This window comes from Klebsiella sp. AqSCr, from assembly GCF_008452795.1.
GTDB classification, from domain to species: domain Bacteria; phylum Pseudomonadota; class Gammaproteobacteria; order Enterobacterales; family Enterobacteriaceae; genus Klebsiella; species Klebsiella pneumoniae.
Genome location: NZ_MJDM01000005.1, coordinates 2,133,383 through 2,156,120, shown reverse-complemented (window position 1 = coordinate 2,156,120; position 22,738 = coordinate 2,133,383). Strand labels below are relative to the sequence as shown.

At 58.9% G+C, this 22,738-nt stretch carries 21 protein-coding genes; 12 read left to right on the top strand and 9 right to left on the bottom strand.

The features are described 5' to 3' along the window. Positions 1-332: 332 nt before the first annotated feature. Positions 333-659, bottom strand: a complete 327-nt coding sequence (locus BHE81_RS14470; protein ID WP_002915993.1) for a cupin domain-containing protein — start codon at positions 657-659, stop codon at positions 333-335. 139 nt (positions 660-798) lie between these two features. On the opposite strand from BHE81_RS14470, the gene BHE81_RS14465 reads away from it, so the two are divergent. Further along, complete coding sequence (locus BHE81_RS14465; protein WP_023286845.1) at positions 799-1,512, top strand: aspartate/glutamate racemase; 714 nt, start codon at positions 799-801, stop codon at positions 1,510-1,512. On the opposite strand, the gene BHE81_RS14460 is transcribed toward BHE81_RS14465, so the two are convergent. After that, positions 1,478-2,404 carry a LysR family transcriptional regulator gene (locus BHE81_RS14460; RefSeq protein WP_002915991.1) on the bottom strand — a complete coding sequence of 309 codons (927 nt, stop codon included), beginning with the start codon at positions 2,402-2,404 and terminating at the stop codon, positions 1,478-1,480. The genes BHE81_RS14465 and BHE81_RS14460 overlap by 35 nt on opposite strands. Positions 2,405-2,540: 136 nt before the next feature. On the opposite strand from BHE81_RS14460, the gene lysA reads away from it, so the two are divergent. Then, entirely contained in the window at positions 2,541-3,803 is a 1,263-nt protein-coding gene (gene lysA, locus BHE81_RS14455; RefSeq protein ID WP_002915990.1) for a diaminopimelate decarboxylase, read from the top strand. On the opposite strand, the gene BHE81_RS14450 is transcribed toward lysA, so the two are convergent. Further along, positions 3,796-4,797 carry a LacI family DNA-binding transcriptional regulator gene (locus tag BHE81_RS14450; protein ID WP_004229436.1) on the bottom strand — a complete coding sequence of 334 codons (1,002 nt, stop codon included), beginning with the start codon at positions 4,795-4,797 and terminating at the stop codon, positions 3,796-3,798. The genes lysA and BHE81_RS14450 overlap by 8 nt on opposite strands. A 299-nt stretch (positions 4,798-5,096) precedes the next feature. On the opposite strand from BHE81_RS14450, the gene BHE81_RS14445 reads away from it, so the two are divergent. The 4 genes from BHE81_RS14445 to BHE81_RS14430 all read left to right on the top strand — a co-directional run bounded on the left by BHE81_RS14445 (position 5,097) and on the right by BHE81_RS14430 (position 9,186). Further along, positions 5,097-6,434, top strand: a complete 1,338-nt coding sequence (locus BHE81_RS14445) for a PTS sugar transporter subunit IIC (RefSeq protein ID WP_004174520.1) — start codon at positions 5,097-5,099, stop codon at positions 6,432-6,434. Between the two features lie 7 nt (positions 6,435-6,441). After that, complete coding sequence (locus tag BHE81_RS14440; protein WP_023301513.1) at positions 6,442-7,869, top strand: glycoside hydrolase family 1 protein; 1,428 nt, start codon at positions 6,442-6,444, stop codon at positions 7,867-7,869. Between the two features lie 67 nt (positions 7,870-7,936). Further along, complete coding sequence (locus tag BHE81_RS14435; RefSeq protein ID WP_004900355.1) at positions 7,937-8,710, top strand: GntR family transcriptional regulator; 774 nt, start codon at positions 7,937-7,939, stop codon at positions 8,708-8,710. Next, the gene (locus BHE81_RS14430; RefSeq protein WP_023301514.1) at positions 8,707-9,186 is read left to right on the top strand and encodes a GNAT family N-acetyltransferase; all 480 of its coding nucleotides are present in this window, start codon (positions 8,707-8,709) and stop codon (positions 9,184-9,186) included. Before BHE81_RS14435 ends, BHE81_RS14430 begins: the two co-directional genes overlap by 4 nt. Here BHE81_RS14430 and galR read toward each other — a convergent pair. Further along, positions 9,147-10,163 (bottom strand): HTH-type transcriptional regulator GalR, encoded by a 1,017-nt coding sequence (gene galR, locus BHE81_RS14425; protein WP_002915981.1) that lies wholly within the window; start codon positions 10,161-10,163, stop codon positions 9,147-9,149. The genes BHE81_RS14430 and galR overlap by 40 nt on opposite strands. Positions 10,164-10,784: 621 nt before the next feature. On the opposite strand from galR, the gene aas reads away from it, so the two are divergent. Together aas and lplT are read left to right on the top strand one after the other, a co-directional pair. Further along, on the top strand, positions 10,785-12,944 hold the full coding sequence (aas, locus tag BHE81_RS14415) for a bifunctional acyl-ACP--phospholipid O-acyltransferase/long-chain-fatty-acid--ACP ligase (RefSeq protein WP_002915977.1): 2,160 nt from the start codon (positions 10,785-10,787) through the stop codon (positions 12,942-12,944). Next, positions 12,937-14,130, top strand: coding sequence for a lysophospholipid transporter LplT (gene lplT, locus BHE81_RS14410; protein WP_004185495.1), 1,194 nt, complete (start codon positions 12,937-12,939; stop codon positions 14,128-14,130). The genes aas and lplT overlap by 8 nt, the downstream gene beginning before the upstream one ends. A gap of 102 nt (positions 14,131-14,232) precedes the next feature. Here lplT and BHE81_RS14405 read toward each other — a convergent pair whose 3' ends face one another. The 5 genes from BHE81_RS14405 to BHE81_RS28235 form a co-directional block, all read right to left on the bottom strand. After that, positions 14,233-15,273, bottom strand: coding sequence for an NADP(H)-dependent aldo-keto reductase (locus BHE81_RS14405; RefSeq protein ID WP_002915975.1), 1,041 nt, complete (start codon positions 15,271-15,273; stop codon positions 14,233-14,235). Between the two features lie 220 nt (positions 15,274-15,493). Further along, positions 15,494-15,712, bottom strand: a complete 219-nt coding sequence (locus tag BHE81_RS14400) for a YgdI/YgdR family lipoprotein (protein WP_002915974.1) — start codon at positions 15,710-15,712, stop codon at positions 15,494-15,496. A 123-nt stretch (positions 15,713-15,835) separates the two neighbouring features. Further along, positions 15,836-16,549, bottom strand: a complete 714-nt coding sequence (locus tag BHE81_RS14395; RefSeq protein WP_002915973.1) for a TerC family protein — start codon at positions 16,547-16,549, stop codon at positions 15,836-15,838. 63 nt (positions 16,550-16,612) lie between these two features. Further along, entirely contained in the window at positions 16,613-17,308 is a 696-nt protein-coding gene (mutH, locus tag BHE81_RS14390) for a DNA mismatch repair endonuclease MutH (RefSeq protein WP_004143967.1), read from the bottom strand. An 85-nt stretch (positions 17,309-17,393) separates the two neighbouring features. Further along, positions 17,394-17,537: a hypothetical protein gene (locus BHE81_RS28235; RefSeq protein WP_004218186.1), complete on the bottom strand. Its 144-nt coding sequence runs from the start codon at positions 17,535-17,537 to the stop codon at positions 17,394-17,396. Between the two features lie 453 nt (positions 17,538-17,990). On the opposite strand from BHE81_RS28235, the gene rppH reads away from it, so the two are divergent. The 4 genes from rppH to thyA all read left to right on the top strand — a co-directional run bounded on the left by rppH (position 17,991) and on the right by thyA (position 22,702). Then, positions 17,991-18,521 carry an RNA pyrophosphohydrolase gene (gene rppH / locus BHE81_RS14380; RefSeq protein ID WP_002915936.1) on the top strand — a complete coding sequence of 177 codons (531 nt, stop codon included), beginning with the start codon at positions 17,991-17,993 and terminating at the stop codon, positions 18,519-18,521. 12 nt (positions 18,522-18,533) lie between these two features. Further along, positions 18,534-20,780, top strand: coding sequence for a phosphoenolpyruvate--protein phosphotransferase (gene ptsP / locus BHE81_RS14375; RefSeq protein WP_002915935.1), 2,247 nt, complete (start codon positions 18,534-18,536; stop codon positions 20,778-20,780). Between the two features lie 245 nt (positions 20,781-21,025). Further along, a complete protein-coding gene (lgt, locus tag BHE81_RS14370) occupies positions 21,026-21,901 on the top strand; it encodes a prolipoprotein diacylglyceryl transferase (protein WP_002915934.1) in 876 nt (291 codons plus the stop codon). Between the two features lie 6 nt (positions 21,902-21,907). Further along, positions 21,908-22,702, top strand: coding sequence for a thymidylate synthase (gene thyA / locus BHE81_RS14365; RefSeq protein WP_002915933.1), 795 nt, complete (start codon positions 21,908-21,910; stop codon positions 22,700-22,702). The last annotated feature ends 36 nt before the right edge of the window (positions 22,703-22,738 follow it).

Here is a 22,738-nt window from a genome sequence, read left to right as displayed (position 1 = left end):
TTAATGGGTTATTCTTTAACTGGTCTAGCAGGTAAGGGCTGTCAGCCCTTTTTTTATGCTGAACTGTTTTTTATAAAACACCGTTTTAATTTCATTTTATTGCGATTTGTTTCTGCGTCATGCAGATCAGGATGGAAATGTGATCAAAGTCGAAACGATGTTTCAAAAAGGTGAGGTGGTAAGCATTTTGGCCGTAAAGGGTGCCTGAAAGGAATGAAAAATTAGGCTTAACTGAGCGGGAAATATAATTAACAGGATAATGATTGTGGCAGCATCTTTTTATTGAAGGGCGCCGGGCAGTAACCGGGGACGGCGATCGCCCCCGTTATGGATTAGCCTTCAAGAAAATCTTCGCGAATGGGAGTAAAGGTATCGAGCAGCGTGCCGGGCTGCAGGCAGACGCAGCCGTGCATAATCCCCGGCCGCTTATACAACGTATCGCCGGCGCTGACGACGCGCGTCTCCTCGCCGATGGTGAACTCGAACTCGCCGGAAAGCACATAGGTGAGCTGTTCGTGAGGATGGTTATGCATCGGGCCGACGGCGCCGGCGGCAAAATTCACCTCCACGGCCATCATTTTGCCGTCGTGGGCCAGAATGCGGCGGGTTACGCCATTGCCGAGGTCTTCAAGGGTGGTGTCTTTATGAAAAATAAACATCGGGCGATCCTGTTGTTAAAGTGAAACATTGTTTCATTTAACTTATCCCACTCTTCATGAAAAAGAAATACGCGGCCAGAGAAGTGGAAAGTTGATCACAAGTTTGCTTCACTGGCAGAAACGACATAAGGAGCAGAAGATGAAAACCATTGGCCTGTTAGGCGGCATGAGCTGGGAGTCCACGATCCCCTATTATCGGTTGATCAATGAGGGCGTTAAGGCGCGACTGGGCGGCCTGCACTCTGCCAGCCTGGTGCTGCACAGCGTCGATTTTCACGACATCGAAGCCTGCCAGTCCGCCGGCGACTGGGATCGCGCCGGGGAGATCCTTGCTGAGGCCGCGGTCGGGCTGCAGCAGGCGGGGGCCGAAGGCATTGTCCTGTGCACCAACACTATGCATAAAGTCGCAGATGCCATCGCCGCCCGCTGCCAGGTTCCCTTCCTGCATATTGCCGATGCCACCGGACGGGCGATTGCCGCCAAAGGTCAGCGCCGGGTCGCGCTGCTGGGCACCCGCTATACCATGGAGCAGACCTTTTACCGCGGTCGTCTGCAGGAGCAGTTTGCCATCGAGACGCTGATCCCTGAGGCTGACGATCGGGCGCAGATCAATCAGATCATCTTCGACGAACTTTGTCTCGGCACTTTCAGCGAGGCGTCGCGGGATTATTATCTGCAGACGATCGCCGCCCTGGCGGAGCAGGGGGCGGAAGGGGTTATTTTCGGCTGTACGGAGATTGGCCTGCTGGTGCCTGCCGAGCTCAGTCCGCTGCCGGTCTTTGACACCGCGGCGATCCACGCGGAAGACGCGGTCAACTTTATGCTCTCTGCAGGACCGACGCCAGGGGCGTGAGGATCTGCGGCAGACTCTGCTGCAGGTGGGCAACAAAGGCGTCGACCAGCGCCGAGCGCGGGCGGTGGAGGGGGCGGATCAGGCTGACGGTAAACGGCACCTCGACGCTGAAGCGGCGCACCACTACGCCGCTATCGGCATAGTCCAGGGCGGTTAACGGATTCACCACCGAGATCCCGGCGCCGGCGCGCACCATGGCGCAGATCGAGGCCGCGCTGTGGGTTTCGACCACCATCCGCCGTTTAACCTGATGCTCAAGGAACAGGGCGTCGAGCAGCTGGCGATAGCTGTCGGTGCGCGACAGGCTGATGTAGTTTTCGCCCTGAAAATCGGCGGGGGTCAGCGTCGCCTGCGCCGCCAGCGGATGGCCGGCGGGCAGCACGCAGACTTCATTCAGCGTCAGCAGCGGGGTGCGTTCGGTGCCCGCGGGGGTATGCAGGGTCTCCGTCAGGCCAAGGTCATGGCGCTGGGCGGAGAGCCACTCCTCCAGCAGCGGCGACTCCTGGGGGACGATCTGCAGGCTGACCTCCGGATAGCGAGCGAGAAACGGCGGCAACAGCAGCGGCAGAAAGGACTGGGAAAACACCGGCAGACAGGCGATCGACAGCTCGCCCTGGCGGAACTCGCGCAGGCTCTCGGCGGCGCTGACGATACGGTCCAGGCCATACCAGGAGCGCTGAACCTCCTCAAACAAACGCAGGCCCTGCACCGTCGGCTGCAGGCGACCGCGGGTCCGCTCAAACAGCTGCAGGCCGAGCACCTTCTCAAAGCGCGCCAGCTCGCGACTGACGGTGGGTTGCGAGGTGTGCAGCATTCGCGCCGCTTCGGTCAGGTTGCCGGTGGTCATCACCGCGTGAAAGATTTCAATATGACGCAAATTGACGGCTGGCATGCGGTCTCCGTGAGGCTCGGCTGGAACCATATCATTTTTGCATAGAGTCGCGATAAAACGATATTTTTTATTCGTCTGTCACTGTGGCGTAATCAGAAAAAACAGCGACCAACACACGCACTGCACCGGAGTTCTTATGCCACACTCGCTTTACGCCACCGATACTGACCTGACCGCGGACAACCTGCTGCGCCTGCCGGCGGAATTTGGCTGCCCGGTCTGGGTCTATGATGCGCAGATTATTCGCCGCCAGATAGCCCAGCTCAGCCAGTTCGACGTGGTGCGTTTTGCGCAAAAAGCCTGCTCTAACATTCATATTCTGCGTCTGATGCGTGAGCAGGGGGTGAAGGTGGACTCGGTGTCGCTGGGGGAGATCGAGCGGGCGCTGGCGGCAGGCTACGATCCGCAGCAAAATCCCGAGGATATCGTCTTCACCGCCGATCTGATCGACGACGCCACCCTCGATCGGGTGAAGGCGTTACAGATCCCGGTGAACGCCGGCTCGATCGACATGCTGAGCCAGCTGGGCGAGGTGTCGCCGGGCCATCGCGTCTGGCTGCGCGTCAACCCGGGCTTTGGCCACGGCCACAGCCAGAAAACCAATACCGGCGGTGAGAATAGCAAGCATGGCATCTGGTACAGCCACCTGCCGGCGGCGCTGGAAGTGATGCGTCGCTATCAGCTGCAGCTGGTCGGGATCCATATGCATATCGGCTCTGGCGTTGACTATGGTCACCTGGAGCAGGTGTGCGGCGCGATGGTGCGCCAGGTCGTCGACTTTGGCCAGGATCTGCAGGCCATCTCCGCCGGCGGCGGTCTGTCGATTCCTTACCGCGAAGGTGAAGAGGCCATCGACACCGCCCACTATTATGGCCTGTGGAACCGCGCCCGGGAGCAGATCGCGGCCCATCTGGGGCACCCGGTGAAACTGGAGATTGAGCCAGGACGCTTCCTGGTGGCCGAGTCCGGCGTGCTGGTGTCGCAGGTGCGCAGCGTGAAAGAGATGGGCAGCCGTCACTTCGTGCTGATTGACGCCGGCTTTAACGACCTGATGCGCCCGGCAATGTACGGTAGCTATCACCATATCACCGCTCTGGCGGGGGATGGCCGGGATCTCAGCGCCGCGCCGCAGGTCGAAACCGTGGTGGCCGGGCCGCTGTGCGAATCCGGGGATGTCTTTACCCAGCAGGAGGGGGGCAAAGTCGAGACCCGCCTGCTGCCGGCGGTGGCGCCTGGGGATTATCTGGTGCTCCATGACACCGGCGCCTACGGGGCTTCGATGTCGTCCAACTATAACAGCCGTCCGCTGCTGCCGGAGGTGCTGTTTGATGGCGGTAAGGCGCGGCTGATCCGCCGTCGCCAGACCATCCAGGAGCTGCTGGCCTTAGAGCTTATTTAAAAAAAGGTCCCGTCGTCACCGACTCGCGAAGCACCAGCGTGCCGGTAAACGGCGGGATTGTTTCTATCGGCTGCTGATTGGCAAGCTTGATCGCCTGGTCGATAGCCGTAGTGATCATGTTGTCGATCGGCAGATAAACCGTCGACAGCCCCGGCTCCAGCCATTTCGCGCTTGGCGCATCGTCGAAGCCAAACAGCGACACATCCTGTGGAATACGCAGCCCCGCCTGATGCAGCGCCTTTGACGCCCCCAGCGCCATATCATCGTTACAGGAAAACAGCGCGCTGAAGCGGGCTTTCTCGTCCAGCAGTTCCCGGCACAGTTCGTAGCCGCGAGTCATCGTCGAGTCCCCATACTTCACCCGGCTCGGATCCCACTCAATACCATGTTTTATCAGCGCGTTGCGGTAGCCCTGCAGGCGAGCCTGGCCGGTAGGGGTATGCATCGGGACGGTGATGCAGGCGATATCGCGGTGGCCCTGGGTAATCAGATACTCCACGGCCTGGAAGGCGGCTTCCTGCTGTTCGAAGAACACGCAGCGTTCGCGGGCCTGCGCCACATCGCGGTTAATCACCACCAGCGGCATGGCGATCGAGTTAATCAGCGACATGATCGCCTTCTCGCTCATGTGCCGGGTATAGAGGATGATCGCATCGCACTGCCGGTCGGCGAGCATCTGCACCGCTTCCTCTTCGCGCTCCGGCGTATCATGGCCGTCGGTGACGATAAGCTGCTTTCCCCAGGCTTCGGTCTGGCGTGACGCCTGCTGCAGCAGACGGCCAAAGTAGAAGCCGTCAAAGGTGGAGACGACCAGCCCGATACTATTGCTGGTCTGATTGGCCAGCGAGCGGGCAAGGAAATTGGGCCGGTAGCCCAGCTCTTCCATCGCTTTAAAGACCTGTTGGCGGGTGCTCTCTTTCACCTGACCTGTGCCGTTCAACACGCGGGAAACCGTCGCTTTCGAGACGCCTGCGCGAATTGAGACATCCAGCATTGTAGCCATTCATCGATTCCTGATTTCACGTGGTAAAGCGCAGTTTATCACAGACCGAAAAGGGACATATCGATGGGGCGGGGCGGAAAAACCATCGCGATCACGCTTTTGGCAGGAACTGACGAGCCGACAGACTCTGGTATGCCAATGTCGATTTTATCGGATATTTGGGATACCACTGTACGCGTTGCGAGCGCTGTCACAGAACTATTTTTGCCTGGCGACTATGTTTTGGTATGCCAAAAGTCTCTGGCTGTTCACCTGGCCGCATTAAGCCCTTTACACTGAGGTACTCTTTTATGGCATTACAGGACAAACTGATCGACGCGCTGGGGCGTTTCGCGACGACATTCAACAGCTATCGCTACATTATGGCGATCAAATCGGCGTTTATTACCCTGATGCCGGTGATCATCGTCGGGGCCTTTTCGGTGCTGATCTCCAATATGGTGCTGGATCCGAAGAATGGGCTCGCCAGCTTTTCCTCGCTCTCCTTTCTTGCGGCGCTGAAGCCGATCACCAGCGCGCTTAACTACGCTACGCTCAACTTCCTCAATATCGGCGCCGTGTTTCTGATCGGTATTGAGCTGGGGCGGATCAACGGCATCAAAAGCCTGTTTCCCGGCCTGTTGGCGGTGATCTGCTTTATCTGCGTCACGCCGACCACGGTAGAGATGATGGTCGATGGCCAGATGCACGTGGTGAAAGATGTCCTGCTGCGCCAGTTTTCCGATACCCGCAGTCTGTTCCTTGGGATGTTCATCGCCATTCTGTCAGTGGAGATTTACTGCTGGCTGGAAGGGCGCAAGGGACTGAAGATCAAAATGCCGGATACCGTGCCGCCGAACGTCTCTGCCTCTTTTTCCGCGCTGATCCCGGCGATTATCACCACCACCGCGATCGCCACCTTTGGTTTTCTCTTTCACCAGCTGACGGGAATGTATCTCTACGATGCGGTCTACCAGGTGGTGCAGCAGCCGCTGGAGCGGGTGGTGCAGAGCCTGCCGGGGATCCTGCTGCTGATGTTCGTCGCCCAGCTGTTCTGGGTGATCGGCATTCACGGCAACCAGATGATCAAGCCGATCCGCGAGCCGCTGCTGCTGGGAGCGATCACCGTCAATATGAGCGCTTTTGAGCAGGGGAAAGAGGTACCGAACATCATCACGATGCCCTTCTGGGATGTCTACATGAGCATCGGCGGCTCGGGGCTGACCATCGGCCTGCTGATTGCGGTGATGATCGCCACCAGGCGCAAAGAGATGAAAGAGATCGCCAAGCTGTCGATAGGCCCGGGGCTGTTCAATATTAACGAGCCGGTGATCTTCGGGATGCCGATCATGCTTAACCCGATCCTCGCCATCCCGTTTATCATCACCCCGCTAGTGACCGGCAGCATCGGCTATTTCGCCACCCTGACCGGCTTCGCCGGCAAGGCGGTGGTGATGGTCCCCTGGACCACGCCGCCGCTGATCAACGCCTGGCTCTCCACCGCCGGCTCGATGGGGGCGGTGGTGACCCAGCTTATCTGCATCGTCGTCGCAGTGCTTATCTATCTGCCTTTCGTCAAAATCGCCTCCCGCCGTGCCGATGCCGCGCAGCGTCAGGTAGACAATCAACAAACCGCCAACCCTGTCTGAGGAGCCTATGACTACCGTACGGATGACCATTCCCGATGATTTTATCCTTGGCGCGGCGGCTTCCGCCTGGCAGACCGAAGGCTGGAGCTGGAAAAAACCAGGGCAGGACTCCTGGCCCGATCTCTGGTACAAAAACGATCGCCACGTCTGGCATAACGGCTATGGCCCGGCGGTGGCCACCGATTTTATCAACCGCTTTCAGGAAGATGTGCAGCTGATGAAGCTGGCCGGGCTGACCCACTACCGCACCTCAATCAACTGGTCGCGCTTTCTGACCGACTATGAAAACGTCACGGTGGATGAGGAGTATGCGGCCTATTACGACCAGCTGTTCGATGCGCTGCTGGCCAACGGCATCACGCCGATGATCTGCCTTGAGCATTATGAATTGCCCGGCTATCTGCTGGAAAAGTATGGCGGCTGGGGGTCGAAAACGGTGGTTGAGCTGTTTGTGCGCTACGCGGAGAAGGTGTTTGCCCGCTACCACCCGAAGGTGACGCGCTGGTTTACCTTTAATGAGCCAATTGTGGTGCAGACCCGGGTCTATCTGGATGCTCTGCGCTGGCCCTATGAGCAGAACACCAGCACCTGGATGCAGTGGAACTATCATAAGGTGCTGGCGACCGCCAGCGTCGTGAAGCGGTTTCGCGAGCTCGGCTATCCCGGGACCGTCGGCTGCATCCTCAATCCGGAGGTGACCTACCCACGCTCACGCGCCCCCCATGACCTGCGCGCGGCGGAGATCTACGATCTATTCTACAACCGCATGTTCCTCGACCCGCTGGTGCACGGCGTCTGGCCGCCGGAGCTTCTCGCGCTGCTTGAGCAGCATCAGGTGACGTGGGAGACCAGCGAGGAGGATCTGGCGGTTATCCGCGAGCACACCGTCGATGAGCTGGGGATTAATCTTTACTACCCGCACCGGGTCAAAGCCCCGTCGCGGGCCTGGCATCCGCATACCCCGTTCCATCCGGCCTGGTATTATGAGCCGTTTGAGCTGCCCGGCCGGCGGATGAACGCCTCCCGCGGCTGGGAAATCTACCCGCAAATCATCTTTGATATGGCGATGCGGATAAAAAATGACTATCGCAACATCCCGTGGTTCGTGGCGGAGAGCGGGATGGGGGTGGAAAACGAAGGCCAGTTCCGTAACCGCGAAGGCGTCATCGATGACAGCTACCGCATTCGTTTTATCAGCGAACATCTGTGGCACACCCTGCGCGCCCGCGAGGCAGGGGCCAACTGCCAGGGCTATATGCTGTGGGCGTTTACCGACAACGTATCGCCGATGAACGCCTTTAAAAACCGCTACGGGCTTATCGAAATCGATCTGCAAAACCATCGCGCCCGGCGACCCAAAGCCTCGGCGCACTGGTTTCGTCAACTGGGCGAACGGCGTGAACTGGTGCTGGATATCGATGATGAATACCGCTAGCCGGGGGCAATATTTGCTAAGATAGCGGCGTATTTGACTCGCAGGCATGTAACGCACAGGTGATTTTGTGGAAAAAGCGATAGTTCCGCCGGAAAAGAAGCCCTATCAGGAGATTGGTGATGACCTGCGCGCCCAGATCGTGCAGGGGCGCTACCCGGTCGGGTCGCGTTTGCCGCCGGAACGCCATATTGCCGAAACCTATGGCGTCAGCCGGACCATCGTGCGCGAAGCGCTGCTGATGCTGGAGCTGCAGGGGACGGTGGATATTCGTCAGGGATCCGGGGTGTATGTCATGCGCATTCCCCACGAGAACGACAGCGAAGAGGAGCAGCTGCTCAGCAGCGACGTCGGCCCGTTTGAAATTCTCCAGGCGCGCCAGCTGCTGGAGAGCAACATCGCCGCCTTTGCCGCGAAAATGGCCACCCGCGCCGATATCGACAATCTGAAGCGGATTATTGAACAGGAGCAGCGGGCAATCGCTCTCAACGACACCGCGCAGGATAACGCTCGTCTGTTCCATCTGGTGCTCGCCGGGGCGACGCAGAACCAGATGCTGTTGGCGACGGTAGAGCGGATCTGGCTGCAAATGGACAGCAGCCCGCTGTGGCAGCAGTTCAATGTGCATATTGCCAGCCGCGCCTGGCGGCTGAAATGGCTCGGCGACCGGCAGACCCTGCTCGCCGCGCTGCGGCGTCGCGATGTGATGGGCGCCTGGCAGGCGATGTGGCAGCATCTGGAAAACGTCAAAAACAGCCTGCTGGAGCTGTCCGATGAGGACGCCCCCGACTTTGACGGCTATCTGTTCGACTCAGTGCCGATTTTTCAGGGGAAGCTGGTATGACGATCCTGCCGCTGTACGCTGCGCCGCAGTACGCCCCGCAGGTGACCGACTGGCTGTGGCAGGCCTTTGGCGACGAGACGCTGCCGCGGCAATTCTTCGCCAGCATTGTGCAGCATAGCCAGACGGCGGAGGCGCTGCCGTTGACCTTTATTGCGGTGGAAGGCGAGCAGTTGCTCGGCACGATTGGCCTCTGGCGCTGCGATTTGATCAGCCGCCAGGATCTGTTTCCCTGGCTGGCGGCGCTGTTCGTCGCGCCCGCCGCCCGCGGTCAGGGGCTGGCCGGAAAACTGCAGCGGCATGTGATCGATTATGCCCGCCGCGCGGGCTTTCGGGAGCTCTATCTCTACTCCGCCTGCCGGGATTTCTATGAACGCTTCGGCTGGCGCTACATCGGCGAGGGACTGGATTACCCGGCCACCGCCGTGCACCTCTATCGCTATGACTTATCGCCTTCCTGCGGGGCGACCACCGAGTGACGACGGACCAGCGTCGGGCTGAACAGATGGGTGATCTCCGGCGCCGGCCGCTGCTCCGCCAGGGCTAAAGCCAGCTCGGCCGCCTGGGTCGCCATCGTAACGATCGGATAGCGGACGGTAGTCAACCGCGGGCGGACATAGCGCGAAATCAGGACATCGTCGAAGCCAATCAGCGAAATCTCCCGTGGAACGTCGATGCCGTTGTCATTCAGCACCCCCATCGCGCCGGCGGCCATCGAGTCGTTATAGCAGGCGACGGCGCTAAAGTGGCGGCCGCGGCCAAGCAGTTCGGTCATCGCCTGTTCGCCGCCGCTTTCATCCGGCTCGGCAAACGTGACCAGCCGGTCGTTGCACGGCAGGCCGCTCTCCTCCAGCGCCGCGTAGTACCCCTGCAGCCGATCTTCCGCATCGGAGATATCATGGTTTGAGCACAGATAGCCGATACGCGTGTGCCCCTGCTGGATCAAATGGCGGGTCGCCAGCCAGGCGCCGTAGCGGTCGTCCAGCGCGACGCAGCGGGTTTCATATCCGGGCAGGATGCGGTTGATCAGCACCATACCCGGGATCTGTTTCATCAGCCCGGCGAGTTCCTCATCGGGGATCATTTTGGCGTGCACCACCAACGCCGCGCAGCGATGGCGGATCAGCTGCTCTATCGCCTGGCGCTCCTTCTGCACGTTGTGGTAGCCATTGCCAATCAGCAAAAAGTTGCCGGTGCGGTAGGCCACCTGTTCGACGGCTTTGACCATTGCGCCGAAGAAGGGGTCGGAGACATCGCCCACCACCAGACCGACGGTTTCCGTTGACTGCTGGGCTAGCGCCCGGGCGTTCGCGTTGGGGTGATAGTTCAGGGTTTCCATCGCCGCGCCCACGGACTGACGCGAAGCTTCGCTGGCTTTGGGAGAGTTGTTGATGACGCGGGAGACGGTAGCGACGGAGACTCCTGCGAGTCGGGCTACATCCTTAATAGTCGCCATACCATGCCTTTTCTAGGGTAAGCGTTTACATACTGCTATGTTACGGGAAAGAGCGGCAGATTCAAGGCGCGGCGGCGAAGGAATGGCGCAAATGTGATTCAGCGCGGGCTTATCGGTGACCTGTTTACATTGACGCGATCGGTAATTGAAACCGGCGCAGGAAAATACAAACCTTTGCTTACACTTTGCGATGCGCTGTTGCGAATGTTCGCTGGTTTGTTCGCGGATCCGGTTGATATTCTGGCTATCCCAGAGGTATTGATAGGTGGAGTCAACGTCACGTTGACCACTTTACTTACACCAGCCTGCGCAGATGCGCAGGTTTTTTTTTGCCCGCTATCGGCGTTGTTACAGATAGCGAAAATCGTAATAACTCGTTGCACTTAGGCTCACTCCCTTGCGTTTTCCCGCTGGCCCGTTACGGCCAAAAAACGTGACAATCGAGATCCCAGAGGTATTGATAGGTGAGTTTCTCAGGTACGCTCTTCGTACTGAACGTCTTACACCGACCTGCGCGGATGCGCAGGTTTTTTTTATTCCGAAAATCCCCCCGCTGCACTGCTTTCCCATGCCTTCTCGTGTAACCTGCTTTGACTCATCAACCGGTCACATGGAGTTGTTATGCTTTTGGGATTTTTCAGACTGCTGTTCAAGGGGTTATACCGGGTCAGACTGACCGGCGACACGCAGGCTTTATACCAGCAAAAGGTCTTAATCACCCCGAACCACGTCTCTTTCCTCGACGGCATTCTGCTGGCGCTGTTTTTGCCGGTCCGACCGGTTTTTGCGGTCTATACCTCAATCAGCCAGCGCTGGTTTATGCGCGCGCTGACGCCGATTATCGATTTTGTGCCGCTGGACCCGACCAAGCCGATGTCGATCAAACATCTGGTGCGCCTGATTGAGCAGGGGCGGCCGGTGGTTATTTTCCCGGAAGGGCGAATTTCGGTCAGCGGCTCGCTGATGAAAATTTATGACGGCGCCGCCTTTGTCGCCGCCAAATCGCAGGCGACCATTGTGCCGCTGCGTATTGAAGGCGCCGAACTGACGCCCTTCAGCCGGCTGAAGGGGCTGGTGAAACGTCGCCTGTTCCCGCGTATTCAGCTGCATCTCCTGCCGCCCACCCATCTGCCGATGCCCGAGGCGCCGCGCGCCCGCGACCGGCGCAAAATCGCCGGGGAGATGCTGCATCAGATCATGATGGAAGCCCGGATGGCGGTGCGCCCGCGGGAAACCCTGTATGAGTCGCTGCTGGCGGCGCAGGACCGCTTCGGCGCGCGCAAACCCTGCGTGGAGGATATCAACTTCCAGCCGGATACCTATCGCAAGCTGCTAACCAAAACCCTGTTTGTCGCCCGCATTCTGGAAAAATACAGCCAGCCGGGCGAGAAGATCGGCCTGATGCTGCCTAACGCCGGCATCAGCGCGGCGGTGATTTTCGGCGCTATCGCCCGCGGGCGTATTCCGGCGATGATGAACTATACCGCCGGGGTGAAAGGGCTCAGCAGCGCGATAGCCGCCGCGGAGCTCAACACCATTTTCACCTCGCGCACCTTCCTCGATAAAGGCAAACTCTGGCACCTGCCGGAGCAGCTGACCCAGGTGCGCTGGGTATTCCTGGAAGATCTTAAAGGCGATATCACCCTCGCTGACAAACTGTGGATTTTTGCTCATCTGCTGGCGCCGCGTCTGGCGCAGGTTAAGCAGCAGCCGGAAGACGCGGCGATGATCCTCTTCACCTCCGGTTCCGAGGGCAATCCGAAAGGGGTGGTGCACAGCCATAAGAGTCTGCTGTCCAACGTCGAGCAGATCAAAACTATCGCCGACTTTACCGCCAATGACCGCTTTATGTCGGCGCTGCCGCTGTTCCACTCTTTTGGCCTCACCGTCGGCCTGCTGACGCCGCTGCTTACCGGGGCGGAAGTGTTTCTCTATCCCAGCCCGCTGCACTATCGCGTGGTGCCGGAGCTGGTCTACGATCGCAACTGTACGGTGCTGTTCGGCACTTCGACCTTCCTCGCCAACTATGCCCGTTTCGCCAATCCGTACGATTTTTACCGCCTGCGCTACGTGGTCGCCGGGGCGGAGAAGCTGCAGGAGAGCACCAAACAGCTGTGGCAGGATAAATTCGGCCTGCGCATTCTCGAAGGCTATGGCGTGACCGAGTGCGCGCCGGTGGTCTCGATTAACGTGCCGATGGCGGCGAAGGTCGGCACCGTGGGCCGCATCCTGCCGGGGATGGACGCCCGCCTGCTGGCGATGCCAGGCATTGATCAAGGGGGGCGGCTGCAGCTGAAAGGGCCGAACATCATGAAAGGCTACCTGCGGGTGGAAAACCCCGGCGTGCTGGAAGCGCCTGCGGCGGAAAACCAGCACGGCGAGATGGAAGCGGGCTGGTATGACACCGGGGATATCGTTACCTTCGACGAGCAGGGCTATGTCCGCATTCAGGGCCGCGCGAAGCGCTTCGCCAAAATCGCCGGCGAGATGATCTCCCTCGAGATGGTGGAGCAGGTGGCCCTCGGCGCGTCGCCGGACAAAATGCACGCCACGGCGATTAAACAGGACGCCAGCAAAGGCGAGGCGCTGGTGCTGTTTACCACCGATAATGAACTGACTCGTGAAGCCCTGCTGCGCTACGCCCGCCAGCACGGCGTACCGGAGCTGGCGGTGCCGCGAGATATACGCTGGCTGAAACAGCTACCGGTGCTCGGCAGCGGCAAGCCAGACTATGTCACCCTGAAAAATATGGTCGACGAGGCGGAAACAACCCATGAGTGAGTCAGTACATACTAACCCTTCGCTGTACTCGAAAGGGATGGTGGCGGTGATCTGCGCCCAGTTCCTGTCGGCCTTCGGCGACAATGCGCTTCTCTTCGCCACCCTGGCGCTGATGAAGCAGCTCTATTATCCGGAGTGGAGCCAGCCGGTCCTGCAGATGTTGTTTGTGGGCGCTTACATCCTCTTTGCCCCCTTTGTCGGTCAGTTCGCCGATAGCTTTGCCAAAGGCCGGGTGATGATGGTGGCCAACGGCCTGAAACTGCTCGGCGCCGGCTGCATCTGCTTCGGCGTCAATCCGTTTATCGGCTATACGCTGGTGGGGATTGGCGCCGCCGCCTATTCGCCGGCCAAGTATGGCATTCTCGGCGAACTCACCACCGGCGATAAGTTAGTGAAGGCTAACGGACTGATGGAGTCCTCGACCATCGCGGCGATCCTGCTGGGCTCCATGGCCGGCGGGATCCTCGCCGACTGGCACGTGCTGGCGGCGCTGATCGTCTGCGCGCTGGTCTACGGCGGGGCGGTAGTGGCTAACCTGTGGATACCCAGGCTGCCGGCAGCGCGTCCGGGGCAGTCGTGGCGTTTTAAGCCAATGACGCACAGCTTCTTCAGCGCCTGCCGGACGCTGTGGCGCAACGGCGAAACCCGCTTTTCGCTGATGGGCACCAGCCTGTTCTGGGGCGCTGGCGTGACCCTGCGTTTCCTGCTGGTGATCTGGGTGCCGGTGGCGCTGGGCATTACCAGCAACGCCATGCCCACCTATCTTAATGCGATGGTGGCGGTGGGGATTGTGCTGGGTGCCGGGGCGGCGGCGAAGCTGGTGACCCTGGAGACGGTGTCGCGCTGTATGCCGGCCGGGATTTTGATCGGTATCGCGGTGATAGCCTTTGCGGTGCAGCAGTCGCTGCTGCCGGCGTTCGGTCTGCTGCTGCTGCTCGGGGTGTTCGGCGGGTTCTTTATCGTACCGCTGAACGCGCTGCTGCAGGAGCGTGGGAAACATTCGGTCGGGGCAGGTAACGCCATTGCGGTACAGAACCTCGGTGAGAACGTGGCGATGCTGCTGATGCTGGGGCTCTATTCCCTGGCGGTGAGCGTGGGCGTTCCACCGGTCGCCGTGGGGATAGGCTTTGGCGCGGTATTCGCCGTGGCCATTGCCGCGCTGTGGGTCTGGGGGCGGCGTAAATAACCTCCCGGCTTGCGCTGCGCTTGACTGGGCGAGGGGGTCGCCAATATCTGCTCTTCAGTAGCCCGGGTAAGGCGTATAAGCCTTACCCGGGGCTTTGCTTTCTTACGGCGCCGGGTAGGTATAAACCTGATGCACCGCCTCAATCTCCGCTAATACCTCTTCGCTCAGCTCAAGCTGCAAACTTTCCACGTTGGCCTGCAGCTGCGTCATGGTCGTCGCCCCCAGCAGGGTGCTGGCGACAAACGGCTGCCGACGCACAAAGGCCAGCGCCATTTGCGCCGGATCGAGGCCGTGGCGTTTGGCGATATCCACATAGGCCGCTACCGCTTTCTGCGACTGCTCGCTGCTGTAGCGCGTAAAGCGGCTGAACAGCGTATTGCGCGCCCCTGCCGGCTTCGCACCGTTGAGATACTTGCCGGTCAGTGTGCCGAAAGCCAGACAAGAGTAGGCCAGCAGCTCCACGCCTTCGAACTGACTCACTTCCGCGAGGCCGACTTCAAAGCTGCGGTTCAGCAGGCTGTAAGGATTCTGAATAGTCACGATCCGCGGGAGGTCGTGCTTATCCGCCAGGTGCAGATAACGCATCACGCCGAAGGCGGTTTCGTTCGACACGCCGATGTAGCGGATCTTCCCGGCGCGCTGGAACTCGGTCAGCGCTTCGAGGGTATCCAGCAGCGTCACGGCGGGCGCGGCGTCGGCCCAGGTATAGCCCAGCTTGCCAAAGCAGTTGGTTGGCCGCTGCGGCCAGTGAACCTGATATAAATCGAGATAATCGGTCTGCAGCCGCTTCAGGCTGGCGTGCAGCGCCTCGCGGATATTTTTGCGGTCCAGGACGTGATTGGGCCGAATGCTGCTGTCGTTATTGCGCGCGGGCCCGCTGACTTTCGAGGCGAGCACCAGCTTTTCGCGATTGCCGCGTTTCGCCAGCCAGTTGCCGACGTAGGTTTCAGTCAGCCCCTGGGTTTCCGGGCGCGGCGGGACCGGGTACATTTCAGCGACATCGATCAGGTTGATGCCGTTGGCAACCGCGTAATCGAGCTGCTGGTGGGCATCGGCCTCGCTATTCTGTTCGCCAAAAGTCATGGTTCCCAGCCCGAGGGTGCTGATTTCAAGAGAACTGTGTGGGATACGGTGATACTGCATAGCCAGCTTCCTTTTTATTTATAAGGTCAGGCATTCCCCGACAAAGGAGTATCAACATGGCAGAGGGTGAGAAAAAGAGGAAGTAAAAAATCAAAAAAGCCGGGTGACGAGGAGGGGCGGTGGGCGAAACCCGCTGCGTCCTGGTATATCCCGACTCTTCTCAAAAGACTGGTGGTCGGTAAGCGCAGCGTCAACAGAAGCTGGGGCCGACAGGGAAAGATTAACGCTTAATGATTTGCGAAACGTCGTCACGATTGATCTGCATTTTATTACCCTGCTGATCTTCGTAACTGATTAAACCGGTATCGTCATCCACGGTAGGTTTACCGTCGGTCAGGATCATTCGCCCATCTTTGGTCGCCATGACGTAATCGCTGCTGCAACCGGAAACCGAGAACGCCAGTCCTACGGCGGAAATCAATACTGCCCATTTCTTCATCGTCAACACCTCTTCAGTAGCTGCACCCCATACCCGTCTATTAATAGCCTGATTTGTGAGACATAAAAAGCAGTAAAGTCTGAAAAAGGGTTGCAGCCTGTGACCAGGCTGCAATTTTGTGGTTTACAGCGGGTTTTTCTTATTACGCAGCAGGTTAAGGCTCTCCACCGCGATAGAGAAGAACATGGCGAAATAGATGTATCCCTTCGGCACATGGACGTCGAAGCTTTCCAGCATCAGGGTAAAGCCGACGAGGATCAGAAACGACAGCGCCAGCATTTTCACCGAAGGATGACGGTCAACAAAATCGCCGATGGGTCGCGCGGCGAACATCATCACCCCCACCGCGATCACCACTGCCGCCATCATGATGAACAGATGATCCGACAGGCCGACGGCGGTGATGACGGAATCGAGGCTAAAGATGATATCTAGCAGCATGATCTGCACGATGGCGCCGAGGAAGGAGTGGACGTTGGTCTTCAGCCCCTCCTCTTCACCTTCGATAGACTCATGGATCTCTTTACTGGCTTTCCAGATAAGGAATAGCCCGCCGAGCAGCAAGATCAGATCGCGAAACGAGATCTCCTGACCGAAAACGGTAAAGAGCGGGTTGGTAAGCTTAACGACCCAGGCGATTGAGGCCAGCAGCGCCAGACGCATGACCATCGCGCCCATCAAACCGATCCGGCGCGCATGGGCGCGCTGGGCGGTGGGGAGCTTAGCCACGACCAGAGAGAGGAAAATAATATTGTCGATCCCGAGCACGATCTCCAGCAGCGTCAATGTGCCCAGCGCCAGCCAGGCGTTAGGATCGGTTATCCATGCAAATAACATTGTTCAAAGTCCTGCAAAATAGAAAGCAGCAATTATATGCAACCCCCAACGCAGAACAAAAAATTAATCGTGTTGTAACAAGAAATGGCGGGCAAGCAGAGCGGCGGTAAAATTCTTTTTCAGATAGAAACCGCGCGGCAGCGTGAGGATTGTCTCCCCGCGGGCGCCGATGGCTTCGGTCAGCGCCTTGCTGTTGGCGGCTTTCGGTCTTAACTGCAGCACCTCGCCGTGGCGGGCGGTAATGCGCTCGACCTCACCGAGAACAATGAGATCCATCAGCTCTTCCCAGTCCATGCGCAGCTGGCGCTCCTCGTCTTCGTCCGGGCTCCACAGCAGCGGTGCGCCGACGCGCCGCGCCGCCAGCGGGATGGTGCGTTCACCCTCCACCGGGATCCACAGGACGCGCTGCAGCTTATGCCGTACATGGCTGCTCTCCCAGGTGACGCCGCTATTGCCGGTTAACGGGGCGACGCAGACGAAGGTGGTCTCCAGCGGGCGTCCCCGGCTGTCGATGGGGATCGTTTTGAGCTCGACCCCCAGCGCGGCGAAATCCTGCTCGGGTTTACTGCCTGCGCTGGCGCCCAGCCACAGCTCCAGCAGAATGCCCGTCCAGCCTTTATCGCGCTTCAGATCGCGCGGAATGGGGATCCCCGCCAGCGCCGCCAGCTCGCCCAGCGAATAGCCGGCCAGCTGGCGGGCCTGGGCCAACAGCTGTTCCTGACTTTGCGGCGGTGAGGCGAGCGGAGCGATAGCGGGCATAGGGCAATACCTTTGGTTAAAAAGTGAGCGCTAATTTTGCGCGTTGTGGATAGAGTTTACCGTTTTCTGAGTAACTATACCAATCTCATGATTTATATGGCTTTTTAAACTCATCATGCGGCTTATGAAAACGGTGTAAACGGGTTTTCCAGAACTGGTCACTGACAATAAACAGGATCTTACACCATGTTATCCACAGAAAAGTGGGATAACTGGGGAAAAGACTCACTACTGGTTCGATTTACAGCCTTGACGTGCGACGAAAATCGAATTTTTAGAGAAAATCTGCCGGTGGCCTGCGCGTAATCTGTGGATAAAATCGACATTGCTCGATCTTTCATCAGTCGGCGGATCGCATGTGTGATGATCGTCACGTTATGCTGTAATGTGTGAAAGGAATATATTCTAACTTTATGAATATGATACTATTATTTTCAGATGCTAGCGATGCGATGTTCGGATTACTCTGGGTTTTCCCGGGTTAATTCCGTACTTCTTCACAACTCTATCCACAGAAAAAGTGAATAAAATCGGCTGTCACGCGCTTTCATTGTTTATAACTCTGGCAATTACTGTGAGTTATTCAAATGTTATCCGTTCTCAGTGTGCGAACAGAGTGGTTTACCGTTTCCGGCGAGTGTGAAACAATCATTCACATTGAAGCTTATCTTGAGGTAGTCCGGTGATTGATGACGATGGCTACCGCCCAAATGTCGGTATTGTAATCTGTAATCGTCAGGGCCAGGTGATGTGGGCCCGGCGCTATGGTCAGCACTCGTGGCAGTTCCCGCAAGGGGGCATTAATCCAGGAGAATCCGCAGAGCAGGCGATGTATCGGGAATTGTTTGAAGAGGTCGGGTTAAGCCGTAAAGATGTGCGGATCCTGGCCTCAACCCGTAACTGGCTGCGTTACAAGTTGCCTAAACGTTTGGTGCGTTGGGACACAAAGCCGGTTTGTATCGGCCAGAAACAAAAGTGGTTTCTTTTGCAGTTGATCGGCAACGATGCGGACATCAATATGCAAACCAGCAGTACACCTGAATTTGATGGTTGGCGCTGGGTGAGTTACTGGTACCCGGTTCGCCAGGTGGTGTCGTTTAAGCGCGACGTCTACCGCCGGGTGATGAAAGAGTTCGCCAGCGTGACCATGTCGCTGGCGGAGAGCGCACCTAAGCCGCAAAACGCGCCTGCTTATCGACGTAAAAGAGGTTAAGCCACGCACATTATGCTCACTCGGTTGCGAGAAATAGTCGAGAAGGTCGCGAGCGCGCCGCGTTTAAACGAGGCGCTGGATATTCTGGTGACGGATGTCTGCCAGGCGATGGAGACGGAAGTCTGCTCGGTTTACCTGGCTGACAATGACCGACGCTGCTATTATCTGATGGCCACCCGCGGGTTAAAAAAACCTCGCGGGCGCACCGTTGCGCTGGCGTTCGATGAAGGCCTGGTGGGGCTGGTTGGCCGCCTGGCGGAACCCATCAACCTCGCCGATGCGCAAAAACACCCCAGCTTCAAATATATCCCCGCCGTCAAAGAGGACCGCTTCCGCGCCTTCCTTGGCGTGCCGATCATTCAGCGCCGCCAGCTGCTGGGCGTGCTGGTGGTCCAGCAGCGCGAGCTGCGTCAGTTTGATGAAAGCGAAGAGTCTTTCCTCGTCACCCTCGCCACCCAGATGGCGGCGATCCTCTCCCAGTCCCAGCTGAACGCCCTGTTCGGCCAGTATCGTCAAACGCGCATTCGCGCTCTGCCGGCCTCTTCCGGGGTGGCGATCGCCGAGGGCTGGATGGACGTCAGCCTGCCGCTGATGGAGCAGGTGTATGAAGCCTCGACGCTGGACACCGCCTCGGAACGCGAACGCCTGACCGGTGCGCTGGAAGAGGCGGCCAACGAGTTTCGTCGCTACAGCAAACGCTACGCCGCCGGGGCGCAAAAAGAGACGGCGGCGATCTTCGATCTCTACTCGCACCTGCTCTCCGACGCCCGCCTGCGTCGCGAGCTGTTTGCCGAAGTTGACAAAGGCGCCGTCGCCGAGTGGGCCGTCAAAAAGATCATTGAGAAGTTCGCCGAACAGTTTGCCGCGCTGAGCGACGGCTATTTGAAAGAGCGGGCCGGCGATCTGCGTACCCTGGGCCAGCGTCTGCTGTTCCATCTCGACGACAGTATTCAGGGGCCCAACACCTGGCCGGCGCGCATTATCCTCGTGGCGGACGAGCTGTCGGCCACCACCCTCGCCGAAGTGCCGCAGGATCGCCTGGCCGGCGTGGTGGTGCGCGATGGCGCCGCTAACTCCCATGCCGCTATTATGGTGCGGGCCCTCGGCATCCCAACGGTGATGGGCGCCGATATTCAGCCCTCGCTGCTGCATGGCCATACGCTGATTGTCGATGGCTATCGCGGTGAGCTGCTGGTGGATCCTGAACCTGTCCTGTTGCAGGAGTATCAGCGCCTTATCAGCGAAGAGAACGAACTCAGCCGCCTGGCGGAGGACGATCTCCAGCGCGCGTCGGAGTTGAAAAGCGGCGAGCGGGTGAAAGTCATGCTCAACGCCGGCTTAAGCCCCGAGCACGAAGAGAAGCTCGGCAGCTTTGTTGACGGCATTGGCCTCTACCGCACCGAAATTCCCTTTATGCTGCAGAGCGGCTTCCCCTCAGAAGAGGAGCAGGTCGCCCAGTATCAGGGCATGCTGCAGATGTTTAACAGCAAACCGGTGACCCTGCGTACCCTGGACATCGGCGCGGATAAACAGCTGCCGTATATGCCGATCAGCGAAGAGAACCCGTGCCTCGGCTGGCGCGGGATCCGCATCACCCTCGATCAGCCGGAGATCTTTTTGATCCAGGTGCGGGCGATGCTGCGCGCCAACGCCGCCACCGGCAACCTCAGCATTTTGCTGCCGATGGTGACCAGTCTGGAGGAGGTGGATGAGGCCCGTCGGCTGATCGATCGCGCCAGCCGGGAAGTGGAAGAGATGATCGGCTACGCCATCCCACGTCCGCGCCTGGGGGTGATGCTGGAGGTCCCGTCGATGGTCTTTATGCTGCCGCAGCTGGCCAGCCGGATCGATTTTATCTCGGTAGGGACGAACGACCTGACCCAGTACCTGCTGGCCGTCGACCGCAACAATACCCGGGTCGCCAGCATGTATGACAGCCTGCATCCTGCGGTATTGCGTGCGCTGGCGATGATCGCCCATGACGCGGAGCGCTTTGGCATCGATCTGCGCCTGTGCGGCGAGATGGCGGGCGACCCGATGTGCGTGACGATCCTTATCGGCCTCGGTTACCGCCATCTGTCGATGAACGGCCGCTCGGTGGCGAGGGTGAAGTATCTGCTGCGCCGCATTGATATCGAAGAGGCGCAGGAGCTGTCGCGTCGCAGCCTCGATGCGCAGATGACCGCCGAGGTGCGCCATCAGGTGGCGGCCTTTATGGAGCGTCGTGGTCTCGGCGGCCTGATCCGCGGCGGGCGGTAGCGCCAGCCCGGGTGAGGCGTAAGCCGTAACCCGGGGATCCTCTGCTCGCGCCCTCCGGCAAAGTAGGGTACCGCCGGGAAAACGGCATTCTGTTAGCATCCGTATACATATCTTTTACACGTTCGGCGCGGATCGCTCTTGTGGCTTATGCTATGATTCGCCTCCTTCGGCGTGCCCGTTTTGTTCGGGTATGGATCATCACCGCTGTCCACTTTCGGCGGAATAACAAGTCTTTATGGTGACAGATGAATAGTGGCTACCTGCATTTTCCGGAGTTCGATCCGGTCATTTTTTCTCTAGGCCCGGTCTCCCTCCACTGGTACGGTTTGATGTACCTGGTGGGCTTTGTCTTTGCGATGTGGCTGGCCACCCGTCGGGCGAATCGTCCGGGCAGCGGCTGGACGAAAAATGAAGTGGAAAACCTGCTCTACGCGGGCTTCCTCGGCGTCTTCCTGGGCGGTCGTATCGGCTACGTGCTGTTTTACAACCTGCCGGTATTTCTTGCCGATCCGCTGTATCTGTTCCGCGTCTGGGACGGCGGCATGTCGTTCCACGGCGGCCTGATCGGCGTGATCCTGGTGATGATTATCTTCGCCAGACGCACCAAACGCACCTTCTTCCAGGTCTCCGATTTTATCGCGCCGCTGATCCCGTTTGGCCTTGGCGCCGGGCGTCTGGGCAACTTTATCAACGGCGAGCTGTGGGGCCGCGTAGACCCGAGCTTCCACTACACGATGATTTTCCCGGGCTCCCGTGCCGAAGACCTGGCGCTGCTGCCGACGCATCCGGAATGGCAATCGCTGTTCGATACCTACGGCGCGCTGCCGCGTCACGCGTCGCAGCTGTACGAGCTGGCGCTGGAAGGCGTGGTACTGTTCCTGATCCTCAACCTGTTTATCCGTAAACCGCGCCCGACCGGCTCCGTTTCCGGTCTGTTCCTGATTGGCTACGGCCTGTTCCGCATCATCGTGGAATTCTTCCGCCAGCCCGACGCCCAGTTCACCGGCGGCTGGGTGCAGTACATCAGTATGGGGCAGATTCTTTCGATCCCGATGGTGCTTGCGGGTATCATTATGATGGTTTGGGCTTACCGCCACCGTCCGCAGCAACAGAATTCTTGAGGAACCATGAAACAGTATCTTGATTTGATGCAGAAAGTGCTCACCGAGGGCACGCCAAAAAATGACCGCACCGGCACTGGCACGATCTCCATTTTCGGCCATCAGATGCGTTTTAACCTGCAGGAAGGCTTCCCGCTGGTGACCACCAAGCGCTGTCATTTACGCTCCATCATCCATGAACTGCTGTGGTTCCTGCAGGGCGACACCAACATCGCCTATCTGCACGAGAACAACGTCACCATCTGGGACGAGTGGGCGGATGAGAATGGCGACCTGGGGCCGGTCTACGGCAAACAGTGGCGTTCCTGGCCTGCGCCGGACGGCCGCCATATCGACCAGATCAGCACGGTGATGAACCAGCTGAAAAACGACCCGGACTCCCGCCGGATCATCGTCTCGGCATGGAACGTCGGCGAGCTGGATAAAATGGCGCTGGCGCCGTGCCACGCCTTCTTCCAGTTCTACGTCGCCGACGGCAAGCTCTCCTGCCAGCTGTATCAGCGTTCCTGCGATGTGTTCCTCGGCCTGCCGTTCAATATCGCCAGCTATGCGCTGCTGGTGCATATGGTGGCGCAGCAGTGCGATCTGCAGGTCGGTGATTTCGTCTGGACCGGCGGAGACACCCATCTGTACAGCAACCATCTTGAGCAGACCAACCTGCAGCTAAGCCGCGAACCGCGTCCGCTGCCGAAGCTGGTCATCAAACGCAAGCCGGCGTCGATCTTCGACTACCGCTTTGAAGACTTCGAGATTGAAGGTTACGATCCGCACCCGGGCATTAAAGCGCCGGTGGCGATTTAACCCCCAGCAGAGATAACCAACCGGCGCTCGATGGCG

What these genes read in the sequence shown, in the direction of transcription:
- BHE81_RS14470 (WP_002915993.1), bottom strand. Translation starts at nt 659, where the DNA reads ATGTTTATTTTTCATAAAGACACCACCCTTGAAGACCTCGGCAATGGC.
- BHE81_RS14465 (WP_023286845.1), top strand. Translation starts at nt 799, where the DNA reads ATGAAAACCATTGGCCTGTTAGGCGGCATGAGCTGGGAGTCCACGATC.
- BHE81_RS14460 (WP_002915991.1), bottom strand. Translation starts at nt 2,404, where the DNA reads ATGCCAGCCGTCAATTTGCGTCATATTGAAATCTTTCACGCGGTGATG.
- lysA (WP_002915990.1), top strand. Translation starts at nt 2,541, where the DNA reads ATGCCACACTCGCTTTACGCCACCGATACTGACCTGACCGCGGACAAC.
- BHE81_RS14450 (WP_004229436.1), bottom strand. Translation starts at nt 4,797, where the DNA reads ATGCTGGATGTCTCAATTCGCGCAGGCGTCTCGAAAGCGACGGTTTCC.
- BHE81_RS14445 (WP_004174520.1), top strand. Translation starts at nt 5,097, where the DNA reads ATGGCATTACAGGACAAACTGATCGACGCGCTGGGGCGTTTCGCGACG.
- BHE81_RS14440 (WP_023301513.1), top strand. Translation starts at nt 6,442, where the DNA reads ATGACTACCGTACGGATGACCATTCCCGATGATTTTATCCTTGGCGCG.
- BHE81_RS14430 (WP_023301514.1), top strand. Translation starts at nt 8,707, where the DNA reads ATGACGATCCTGCCGCTGTACGCTGCGCCGCAGTACGCCCCGCAGGTG.
- galR (WP_002915981.1), bottom strand. Translation starts at nt 10,163, where the DNA reads ATGGCGACTATTAAGGATGTAGCCCGACTCGCAGGAGTCTCCGTCGCT.
- aas (WP_002915977.1), top strand. Translation starts at nt 10,785, where the DNA reads ATGCTTTTGGGATTTTTCAGACTGCTGTTCAAGGGGTTATACCGGGTC.
- lplT (WP_004185495.1), top strand. Translation starts at nt 12,937, where the DNA reads ATGAGTGAGTCAGTACATACTAACCCTTCGCTGTACTCGAAAGGGATG.
- BHE81_RS14405 (WP_002915975.1), bottom strand. Translation starts at nt 15,273, where the DNA reads ATGCAGTATCACCGTATCCCACACAGTTCTCTTGAAATCAGCACCCTC.
- BHE81_RS14400 (WP_002915974.1), bottom strand. Translation starts at nt 15,712, where the DNA reads ATGAAGAAATGGGCAGTATTGATTTCCGCCGTAGGACTGGCGTTCTCG.
- BHE81_RS14395 (WP_002915973.1), bottom strand. Translation starts at nt 16,549, where the DNA reads ATGTTATTTGCATGGATAACCGATCCTAACGCCTGGCTGGCGCTGGGC.
- mutH (WP_004143967.1), bottom strand. Translation starts at nt 17,308, where the DNA reads ATGCCCGCTATCGCTCCGCTCGCCTCACCGCCGCAAAGTCAGGAACAG.
- ptsP (WP_002915935.1), top strand. Translation starts at nt 18,534, where the DNA reads ATGCTCACTCGGTTGCGAGAAATAGTCGAGAAGGTCGCGAGCGCGCCG.
- lgt (WP_002915934.1), top strand. Translation starts at nt 21,026, where the DNA reads ATGAATAGTGGCTACCTGCATTTTCCGGAGTTCGATCCGGTCATTTTT.
- thyA (WP_002915933.1), top strand. Translation starts at nt 21,908, where the DNA reads ATGAAACAGTATCTTGATTTGATGCAGAAAGTGCTCACCGAGGGCACG.